The sequence below is a fragment of the Micromonospora fulviviridis genome, assembly GCF_014648395.1.
GTDB classification, from domain to species: Bacteria; Actinomycetota; Actinomycetes; order Mycobacteriales; family Micromonosporaceae; genus Micromonospora; species Micromonospora fulviviridis.
In genome coordinates this window covers 1-9,639 of the sequence record NZ_BMRA01000027.1, presented here as the reverse complement: position 1 = coordinate 9,639, position 9,639 = coordinate 1, and the positions used below count along the sequence as shown (strand labels likewise).

The 9,639-nt window shown below is 73.1% G+C and carries 10 protein-coding genes; 4 read left to right on the top strand and 6 right to left on the bottom strand.

The window, feature by feature from the left end; genetic code table 11:
- Positions 1-252: 252 nt before the first annotated feature.
- Positions 253-1,701 carry an MFS transporter gene (locus tag IEY96_RS32370; protein WP_189198594.1) on the bottom strand — a complete coding sequence of 483 codons (1,449 nt, stop codon included), beginning with the start codon at positions 1,699-1,701 and terminating at the stop codon, positions 253-255.
- 71 nt (positions 1,702-1,772) lie between these two features.
- Positions 1,773-2,009, bottom strand: a complete 237-nt coding sequence (locus IEY96_RS32365; protein ID WP_189198593.1) for a hypothetical protein — start codon at positions 2,007-2,009, stop codon at positions 1,773-1,775.
- A 149-nt stretch (positions 2,010-2,158) separates the two neighbouring features.
- On the opposite strand from IEY96_RS32365, the gene IEY96_RS32360 reads away from it, so the two are divergent.
- Entirely contained in the window at positions 2,159-3,340 is a 1,182-nt protein-coding gene (locus tag IEY96_RS32360; protein ID WP_189198592.1) for a geranylgeranyl reductase family protein, read from the top strand.
- Here IEY96_RS32360 and IEY96_RS32355 read toward each other — a convergent pair.
- Positions 3,327-4,361 carry an NAD(P)-dependent alcohol dehydrogenase gene (locus IEY96_RS32355; protein WP_189198591.1) on the bottom strand — a complete coding sequence of 345 codons (1,035 nt, stop codon included), beginning with the start codon at positions 4,359-4,361 and terminating at the stop codon, positions 3,327-3,329. The two genes, IEY96_RS32360 and IEY96_RS32355, sit on opposite strands and share 14 nt — an antisense overlap.
- 99 nt (positions 4,362-4,460) lie before the next feature.
- On the opposite strand from IEY96_RS32355, the gene IEY96_RS32350 reads away from it, so the two are divergent.
- Positions 4,461-4,655, top strand: a complete 195-nt coding sequence (locus IEY96_RS32350; protein WP_229792022.1) for a hypothetical protein — start codon at positions 4,461-4,463, stop codon at positions 4,653-4,655.
- Positions 4,656-4,719: 64 nt separating this feature from the next.
- Here IEY96_RS32350 and IEY96_RS32345 read toward each other — a convergent pair whose 3' ends face one another.
- Positions 4,720-6,510, bottom strand: a complete 1,791-nt coding sequence (locus IEY96_RS32345) for a bifunctional metallophosphatase/5'-nucleotidase (RefSeq protein WP_189198590.1) — start codon at positions 6,508-6,510, stop codon at positions 4,720-4,722.
- A gap of 196 nt (positions 6,511-6,706) precedes the next feature.
- On the opposite strand from IEY96_RS32345, the gene IEY96_RS32340 reads away from it, so the two are divergent.
- A complete protein-coding gene (locus tag IEY96_RS32340) occupies positions 6,707-7,609 on the top strand; it encodes an SDR family oxidoreductase (RefSeq protein ID WP_189198589.1) in 903 nt (300 codons plus the stop codon).
- A gap of 49 nt (positions 7,610-7,658) precedes the next feature.
- Here the strand turns inward: IEY96_RS32340 and IEY96_RS32335 are convergent, their stop codons facing one another.
- Together IEY96_RS32335 and IEY96_RS32330 are read right to left on the bottom strand one after the other, a co-directional pair.
- Positions 7,659-8,312, bottom strand: coding sequence for a nucleotidyl transferase AbiEii/AbiGii toxin family protein (locus tag IEY96_RS32335; protein ID WP_229792021.1), 654 nt, complete (start codon positions 8,310-8,312; stop codon positions 7,659-7,661).
- The gene (locus IEY96_RS32330) at positions 8,309-8,635 is read right to left on the bottom strand and encodes a hypothetical protein (RefSeq protein ID WP_189198588.1); all 327 of its coding nucleotides are present in this window, start codon (positions 8,633-8,635) and stop codon (positions 8,309-8,311) included. The genes IEY96_RS32335 and IEY96_RS32330 overlap by 4 nt, the downstream gene beginning before the upstream one ends.
- Before the next feature lie 588 nt (positions 8,636-9,223).
- Between IEY96_RS32330 and IEY96_RS32325 the strand changes: the two genes are divergently transcribed.
- The coding region (locus tag IEY96_RS32325) for a hypothetical protein (RefSeq protein WP_189198587.1) at positions 9,224-9,639 on the top strand (416 nt) is incomplete at its 3' end.

Below are 9,639 nucleotides of genomic sequence, written 5' to 3'. Positions count from 1 at the left end.
GTCGGCCTACCCGGACGCGTACGCGCAGTGGGAGCAGCAGGCCGCCGACATCGTCGCCCAGTACTGGAACAGCTGACCCAAGAAGCAAACGCTGGCCGGCACCCCGAGGGGGTGCCGGCCAGCGGCGTACCGCAGGGGACCGCGCGGTGGTGGACCACGGCGGGCTGGGGGCGAGGGTGACCGGCGCAGGGATCAAGCCTGACCGCCCGGAGCCGGTCACCCTCGCCCCCAGCCCCAACCGCAACCACCCCGTCAGGAGGAGCTGCGCGAGCGACCGGCCATGACGTCGACCAGCGCCGCCACCAGGGCCAGCGCGATGATCCCCACGGCCAGCAGCAGTGAGTGCCGGTAGGCGACGGAGAAGTCACCCCCGCTGCCGGCCAGCGAGGAGAAGAACAGCGCGCCGACCCCGGCGATGCCGGCGGCCGAGCCGATCCGCTGCCCGGTCTGCAGCATGCCGGCCCCGCTGCCGGCCTGCGGCACCGGCACCTCGGAGAGGGTCAGCGTCTGGTTCGGCGCGATGACCAGGCCGCTGCCCAGCCCGGCGAGCAGGAACGGCACGGCGGTCAGCAGCGGCACCGAGCGGTGCGGCGAGTCCCGCAGCACCCACACGGTGGCGAGCAGACCGAGCACCACGACCAGCAGGCCGGCGGCGACCAGCGGCCGGCCGTACCGGGTGACGACCCGGCCGCCCACCGCCGAGGCGGCCGCCGAGCCGAGCGCGAACGGGGTGATGGCCAGGCCGGCGGCGAGGGCGCTGTAGCCGAGCCCGACCTGCATGTAGAGGGTGAAGATGAAGAAGATGGCGGTGAACCCGGCGAAGTAGACCAGGCCGATCAGCGAGCCCAGGGTGTATGAGCGCAGCCGGAACAGCCGCAGGTCGAACAGGGGCGGCCGGTGCCGCGCGTACCACCGCTCCCAGAACGCGAAGCCGGCCAGGAAGACCAAGCCGACGGGGATCAGCGCCCACTTGCCGGGGCCGCGCCACTGCGCCCGCTGCACCAGCGGCAGCAGCACCAGGGTGACTCCGAGCCCGAGCAGCAGCACCCCGACCGGGTCGAGCCGGTGCCGGTCGGGTTGGCCGGCCGGGCGGGCCGGGATGAGCCGCCAGCCGAGCACCACGGCGAGGATGCCGACCGGGATGTTCACGAAGAAGACCCAGCGCCAGCCGTGTTCCTCACCGCCGAGTTCGATGAGCAGCCCGCCGAGCAGCGGGCCGACCGCGGTGGAGATGCCGATGGTGGCGCCGAGCAGGCCGAAGGCCCGGCCGCGCTCAGCGCCCCGGAACAACTGCTGGATCATGCCGCTCACCTGGGGGTTGACCACCCCGGCGGCGGCGCCCTGGACGAGCCGGGCGGCGATCAGCCACTCCGGCGAGCGGGCCAGCCCGGCCAGCGCGCTGGTCACCGTGAACAGCGCCACCCCGACCACGAAGGCGGTACGCCGGCCGCGCGCGTCGCCGAGGCGTCCGGCGGGCACCAGCACCAGACCGAAGGTGAGGGCGTACCCGGACAGCACCCACTGCAGGTCGCTGGGGGTGGCGTGGATCGCGCGGTCGATCGACGGCACGGCAACGTTGACGATGCTGACGTCCAGCAGGGTCATGAACGCCGCGACCAGGCCGACGCCGAGCGCCTTCCAGCGGCGCCGGTCGTCGGACCCGGTGGTGTCCACCGGCGTCGACGACCGGTCCGTGCTCATCGTGCCCCCCGAAGACCGTCGATCACGCATCACCGATCGCTACCCGGCCCCCGGTGGGGCAAACGACGATGTCACGTCATCTGGCGCGCGCACCACCGCGGTCCGAAGTCCAGCCCGGACATCGGTGAGTCCTCCCGGTGCAGCAGCCCCCGCTCGGTGAGCAGGTGCAGCGGCTCGCTGAGCTCATCCTCGGTCATACCGGTCTCCTGGGCGATCAGGTCCGGGTAGGGGACGTGCCCCCGCACCTCCAGCGCGGTCACCGCCTGGTACACCCGTTCCTCGACCGCCGACAGCTGTACCTGCCGCATCGCTTCCCTCCTCGGCGTGGACCGCCCGACCGGCGGGCGGCCTGCGCCCGGCGGTTACCCGGGCGGCGTCCGTTGATGCCCACACGATCGGGGGGTCGTGCGCGGCGCGTGCCGGGCGGGCCGCAGACGTGGTGGCCTAGGCTGCACCCGTGATCATCTGGGACCTCGTCGTCGTCGGTGGCGGTCCGGCCGGTCTCTCCGCCGCGCACGCGGCGGCCCGGGCCGGTGCGCGCACCCTGGTGGTCGAGCGGGCCACCCACCCCCGGTACAAGACCTGCGGCGGCGGGCTGATCGGCATCTCGCTGGCCGAGGTCGCCGACCGGATCGAGGTGCCCGCGCACGACCGGGTCGACCGGATCACGTTCACCCGGGACGGGCGACGCCGCTTCACCCGCCGGCACTCCGCGCCGCTGGTGGCCATGGTCCGCCGGGAGGAGTTCGACGACCGGCTGCGCGCCGCCGCGGTCGCCGCCGGGGCCGAGGTCCGCGAGGGCGTCGCCGTCCGTGCCGTCGAGCAGGACCCCGACGAGGTACGCCTGCGGCTGGCCGACGGCGACACGGTACGCGCCCGCGCGGTGATCGGCGCCGACGGCTCCTCCGGCGTGACCGCCCGGCACGTTGGGGTGACCTGGCGCCAGGTCGACCTGGGGCTGGAGTTGGAGCTGCCGGTCCCGCCCGCCGAGCAGGACCGCTGGCGCGGGCGGGTGCTCCTCGACTGGGGCCCGGTCCCCGGCTCGTACGCCTGGGTCTTCCCGAAGGGCGACCGGCTCACCGTCGGGGTCATCGCGGCCCGGGGCGAGGGCGAGCGCACCCGCGCCTACCTGCGCGACTTCGTGGCCCGGCTGGGCCTGTCCGGGGTCACCCCGGAGCACGACTCGGGGCACCTGACCCGGTGCCGGGCGGAGGACTCCCCGCTGCGCCGCGGCCGGGTGCTGGTCGCCGGCGACGCGGCGGGCCTGCTGGAGCCGTGGAGCCGGGAGGGCATCAGCTTCGCCCTGCGGTCGGGCCGGCTGGCCGGGGAGGCGGTGGCCGGCGGCGATCTCGACGCCTACGAACGGGAGATCCGCCTCCGGCTGGTGCCGGAGATGCGGGCCGGGCACCGGCTGCTGGAGGTCTTCGCCCGGCGGCCCGGGGTGTTCCACGCGTTGCTGGCCACCCCGCCCGGCTGGCGGATGTTCGTCCGCTTCTGCCAGGGGCAGGCCAGCTTCGAGCGGACCCTCGCCCGCCGCCCGGTGCGGGCCGGCCTGGCGCTGCTGGACCGGCTGCCGGCGCCACGGCGGAGCGCCACCGCGCGGTCCGGCGCGGGCCCGCGCCAGGTCAGGGCACGATGACCGCTCGGCCGTGGATCTCCCCGCGGCGCAGCAGCTCGTACGCGTCCGGCGCCTCCGCCAGCGGGAAGGTCTGCACGTCGGCCTGGAGCTGCCCCGACCGGCCCAGTGCGATCACCTCCTGGAGTTCCGCCCGGGTGCCCCAGAACGGCACCTCCACAGCGGTCTCCAGCGGCAGGGTCGGTGGCTCGTCGGCGACGGGCCGGACCGGCAGGGTCCCGCCGGCCAGGCCGACCAGCAGCACCTGACCGCCGGTGGCGACCACCTGCCGGGCGGTGGTGACGGTGGGGTCGGCGCCCACGAAATCGAGCACCACGTCCGCGCCGTCGGGCGGCGGACCCACCAGCGCCCGGATCCGGTCCACGCTGTCCGGTCCCGCCTGCACCACGTCGTGCGCCCCCAACCGAGCGGCCAGGTCCAGGGCCGCGACGCTGGTGTCCACCGCGATGATGCGTACCGCGGTGGTGGCGACCAGGATCTGCACGGCCATGTGGCCCAGCCCGCCGATGCCGATCACCACGCACGAGGTGCCCGGGCGCAGCCGGTCCCGGGCCAGCTCGACGGCGTGGTACGGGGTCAGCCCCGCGTCGGTGAGCGGGGCCGCCTGGGTCAGGTCCATCTCCCCGACGTGCAGCAGCCGGGAGGCCGGCACCACGACGTGTTCGGCCAGCCCGCCGTCGCGGCTGAGCCCGATCCCGCCGACCGGCACCACCCGGCACTGGTTCTCCGCGCCCCGCACGCACGCCCGGCAGCGGCCGCAACCGATGATCCCGTAGACCGCCGCCCGGTCGCCGGCGGACCAACCGGTGACGCCGGGGCCGAGCTGGTCGACGGTGCCCGCGATCTCGTGCCCGAGGGTCATCGGGACCGGGAAGAGCCCCGCCGGGGCGTCGAGGATGTGCAGGTCGGAGTGGCAGGCGCCGACCGCGGCGACGCGCAGCAGCGCCTCGCCCGGCCCGGCGGTCGGGGTGGGCACCTCGACCTGCTCCAGCACTCCCGGAGCGGTCATCCGGATCGCGCGCATGGTCGTCCTCCACCTCGTCGCCGGACGGGTCGTCGCGGCGGCTTACCCGCGCCGGGTCGGTTGATGCGACGGGTGGCCGGGCGGGCGCACAATGCGGTCATGAGCGAACCGCGCGAGTCGTTCACCGACGAGGAGTACGCCTTCCTGCGGCACGTCCGTTTCGGCGAGCTGCCGCCCGGGGTACGGCCCGAGGAGCGGGTGGAGTCGACCGAGAGCGAGACCGAGCCGCGCCGGGACCGGCCCGACCCCACGGGAGGGCAGCACGAGTGGGACCTGCGCGCCGGCGGGGGCTGAGCGGCCCGGAGACGGCCGACGGGCCCCGGGTGGGAACACCCGGGGCCCGTCGCGGTGGTACGGATCAGAAGACCGGCACGCCGTCGCGGACCAGCTTCCAGTTGTCGACGAAGAAGTCGACCGGCCGGATCTCGCCCTTGGCCTGCGCCCAGTCGATCAGGAGCTGACGGATCTCCTGCTGCTGGTTGTAGACCTGGGTCTTCACGATGCCCGGGAAGTTGCCGCCACCGCTGCGCCGGTAGTTGTTGACCGCCATGACGAACTGGGCGTCCGCGGCGACCGGGGTGTCGGTGCCCGGCAGGACCAGGCGGGTGATCCGCTGGCCGACCGGCTTGGCGATGTCGATGTCGTACTCGAGCCCGGAGATGACGTCGTAGTTGTAGTCCGGCACGTTCGGGTCGTTGATGTTCGGCAGGTCGATGGTGTCCCCGGCCGCCCAGGTCTTGAAGTACTTCGCCGAGTACTCCAGGTACGCCTTCACCTCGGCGCCGGTCATGACGACCGCCTCCAGGGTGTTGTCGAAGACGTACAGCCCGGCGACGTCGCGGATCCGCACGTCACCGGCCGGGAAGACGGCGGTCCGGCTGAACGGCGACGCCTGGGACAGCACCGGCAGGCTCGCGTACGCGGTGCCGGCCAGCGCCTGGGTGACCACCTCGGCCTGGACGTGGTTGATGAAGTCCAGGATCGGGGTGTCCTTGTACCGCGACTCGACGGTGGACAGCTCCTCCTTGGACTGCGCCACGACCTGGTTGACGTACCCGACGGTCGTGTCGTGCTGGCCGCGCACGGCCGCGAGCACCGCCGGGTCCTCCACCATGGTGTTGGTGTTCAGCGTGGTGGCGGACTTGGCGACCACCTGCCACCGGCCCTTGACCTTGGTGACGGTGAAGTCCATCCGGGTCAGCCGCTGGCCCCACTTCGACGGCTCCGAGGTGAGCACCTGCGCGCCGGTGGCCTTGTTGGTGACGAACCGCTGCGGCACCTCGTTGTGGGCGTGGCCGAAGAGGATGGCGTCGATGCCCGGCACCTGCTCGGCGATCAGCGCCACCGGGTTCTCGTTCGGCAGCTCCGGCCCGTAGCTGGAGGTGCCGCTGTCACCGCCGTGGGCGGAGATGATGACCAGGTCGGCGCCGCGCTCGCGCATCACCGGCACCCACTTGGCGGCGGTGGCCACCATGTCGGCGAAGACCAGCTTGCCCTCGACGTTGGCCTTGTCCCAGATGGCCACGCCCGGGTTGGTGAGTCCGAGGATGCCGACCTTCAGGGTGGGGGAGTCGTACCCGCCGAGCGCGACCTCCTTGATCACGTACGGCAGGAAGGCCGGCTTGCCGGTCTTCTCGTTGATCGCGTTCGCGGCCAGGGCCGGGAAGCCGAGCTGCCCGATCCAGGTGGCGAGCAGCGGCAGGCCATAGTTGAACTCGTGGTTGCCGAGGGTGACGGCGTCGTACTTCAGCACGTTCATGGCGTTGGCCATCGGGTGCGTCGCGCCGGTCTCGGTGATCGGCTCCTGCTTGGCGTAGTACGTGGCCAGCGGGGTGCCCTGGATGGTGTCGCCGGCGTCCAGCACCAGGGTCGCCTTGCCCTTGCGCTCCGCGCGGATCTGGTTGACCAGGGTGGCCAGCTTCGCGACGCCGACGTCGTTGTGCTTGCTGTCGTCGAACTCGGCGTCCCGGTAGTAGTCCCAGTTGTAGACGTTGCCGTGGGTGTCCGACGTGCCGAGGACGGTGAGGTCCCAGGTCTTCGCGGCCGTCGGCTTCGCCTCGGCGGGAGCGCCGGCGATCAGGGGGGCGGTCGCGGCGGCGGCCGCGACGGCCAGCACCTGGCGGCGCGAGGCGCCGGAGGAGGAGGTCATGAGGTGCCCTTCCATGGGGGTGGACGCGCCTCGTGGGCGCCGTTGCGCACCATAACCACCGAGTGTCACAGGCGCCACATCGCCCCGAGGTATCTCACACCACAGCGCCGCGGGCCCTCGCCGCGTAACACCGTCGTTTCCGCCCTTGGCGCCGGGGTAGGGCGGGAGGAGGCAACGAGGGCACGAGGGAGAACCGGTGAGCGAGGACCAGTACACCCAGCAGGACCCCACCCGCCAGTACGGCCAGCGGCAGGGCCAGCCCGGCCAGCAGCAGTCGGCGCCCGGCACCGAGCAGGAGATGGGCCCGAAGCCGGACCACGGCGAGGAGTCGTACCGGGGCAGCGACCGGCTCTCCGGCAAGCGGGCGGTGATCACCGGCGGTGACTCCGGGATCGGCCGGGCGGTCGCCATCGCGTACTCCCGGGAGGGCGCCGACGTGCTGATCTCCTACCTCGGCGACGAGGAGGAGGCGGACGCCCGGGAGACCGTCAGCCTGGTCGAGCAGGCCGGGCGCAGGGGCGTCGCCGTGCGGTGCGACCTGCGGGAGGAGGCGAACTGCCGGGAGCTGATCGAGCGGGCGCTGTCCGACCTCGGCGGCATCGACATCCTGGTCAACAACGCGGCCTTCCAGATGTCGCAGGACAACGGCATCCTCGACATCACCACCGAGCAGTTCGACCGGGTCTTCAAGACCAACGTGTACGCCATGTTCTGGCTCTGCAAGCTGGCCGTGCCGCACCTGCCCGAGGGCTCGGCGATCGTCAACAGCTCGTCGAGCCAGGCGTTCAACCCCGCGCCGCAGCTGCTCGACTACGCCACCACCAAGGCGGCCATCGCCAACTTCACGAAGGCCCTCGCGCTGAACCTGGCCGACCGGGGCATCCGGGTCAACGCCGTGGCGCCCGGCCCGGTCTGGACGCCGCTGATCCCGGCCACCATGCCCGAGGAGAAGGTGAAGCAGTTCGGCACCGACACGCCGATGGGCCGCCCCGCCCAGCCGGCCGAGCTCGCCCCCGCGTACGTCTTCTTCGCCTCGCAGGAGTCCAGCTACGTGACGGGGGAGATCCTCGGCGTGACCGGCGGCAAGCCCACCAAGTGAGCACGGCGATCGTGTCGCCCGGGGGAACGGGCGGCCCGCGGCGCCACGGTCAGCGCGGCCAGGCGGCCATCCGGCGGCGGACCTCGGCGACCTGGTCCGGGTCGAGGCCGTACCGAGCGAACCGGCGGTCCGGCAGCCGGTCCAGGTAGCGCCCGGCCGCCCGGACGTCCTCGACGTCCAGGGCCGGGTCCACCTGCCGTGCCAGGTCCAGCAGCTCGGTCACGGCGTACCGGTCCAGCGCGGCCGAGACGTCGATGTAGTCGCGCACCTCGCGGCGGTTGACCAGCGCGGCGGTCTTGTTGGCGATCAGGTCCCGGACGTCCATGACCGGCCCCAGGTCCATCACCACGGGGCTGCGGTAGCGGTCGAGCCGGGCCAGGCTGAGCCGGATCTCCCGGCCGTCCCGGCTCACCACGAAGTCCCGCAGGTCCCGGTCGTAGCCGTCGAAGAGCTCACCCAGCTCGCTGCCCGGATCGGCGTCGACCACCCGGTAGCCGGCCCGCTCCAGCGCGGCCCGCACCCCGGCCGCCGCCGCGGCGGCCGCGCCCTCCACGTCGGCGAAGAGGTCCACGTCCTCGGTCGGGCGGGTGACCAGGCCGTGCGCCGCCCAAGCCACCCCGCCGCCGAGCACGAACCGGTGCGGGCCGGCGGCCGCGAGGGCCACCCGGGCCACCTCCCGGTAGAAGTCGTGCAGGTGGGTCACGCGGTACGCAGGCCCCGGTGCCGGCTCTCCCACGCCAGGCGCACGCCGCGGGGCAGGTTCAACAGCGGCCACACCCGGCGCAGCGTCCCCCCGTGGATCAGCTCGCGCAGGTCCTCGACCCGGCTGGTCTCGCGCAGCACGTTCTCGTACATCCAGAGCAGGTCGTCGGGGTCGGCCAGGTCGAAGGCCCGCTCGCTGTTCCACATCAGGCGCACCGGCAGCTCCACGATGCCCCGGGTGGGGCCGGCCAGCTCGCCGAGGGTGCGCGCCACCACGGCGGGTCGCCCGGGCCGGGCGAGGTACGCGGTGCTGGTGGCCGACATGGTGTCAGGGTAACCCCTGTCCCGCGTTTTCCCATCGCCCTGACCTCGCACCCACCGCCAATACGTCGACCTGGCGCTCCAGACGGAACCGTGGGGCGGCCGGCGTTCTGGGCTGTCTGTCCGGTTCCGCCCGCGCCTGGCACGCCCAGTGGAACGCCATGTGTGTCTCCGCCGCCCGGAGACACACACGCTGTTCCACCGACGGGCTCGGCGTGGGCGGGATGTCCGTTTCGTGGGTGGGCCGGCGGCCCCCGGACGGCGGAATGGCGGGCGGGTGGGCGTCGTTGCATCCCGTGCACGACCGAGGAAGGCCGCCCCGCATGAGGCGGACGGTCGAGAAGGACCCGCCCAGGTGGGCGGTATGGCCAGCCCCGGGGCGTCCCCGAGGCGGGTTGGCCGGCCCCGGAATGTTGGTGGGGCCGCCGGTCGTTGTACATGGTCCCGGCGCGACGAAGAGGCTCCCCGGCCCCGCGCACCGGATGATCCCCCCGGATGACTTCTTGAGCGCCTGACGGTGCTTGCGCACACCGATCCCGCCGACCCCCATCGGCTTGTGTGTGCGCCGACCCCCGAATGGAGCTTTCCCCCATGAACACGATGCTGCGTAAGAGCGTGCTGGGTATTGCTGGTCTGGCTTTCGCCGGTGGTCTGGCCGCCGGCCCGCTGAACCACCACGAGGCGACGCCGACCACCGGCCTGTCCGAGGCGGCGGTGGTGCAGGCCGACAAGCCGGACACCGCGAAGCTCATCCCGCACGGTGTGCAGGGCGCCCAGTCGAAGATCGACCTGAACGACGAGCAGACCGCCAACGCGAAGGCGATCATCGCTGCGACGAAGAAGGCGGGTCTGCCGGAGCGGGCCGCGGTCATCTCGATCGCGACGAGCCTGCAGGAGTCGAAGCTGGAGAACCTGGGTCACCTCGGCGACATGAACGATCATGACTCGCTGGGTCTGTTCCAGCAGCGCCCGTCCAGTGGTTGGGGCACGCCGGAGCAGATCACCGA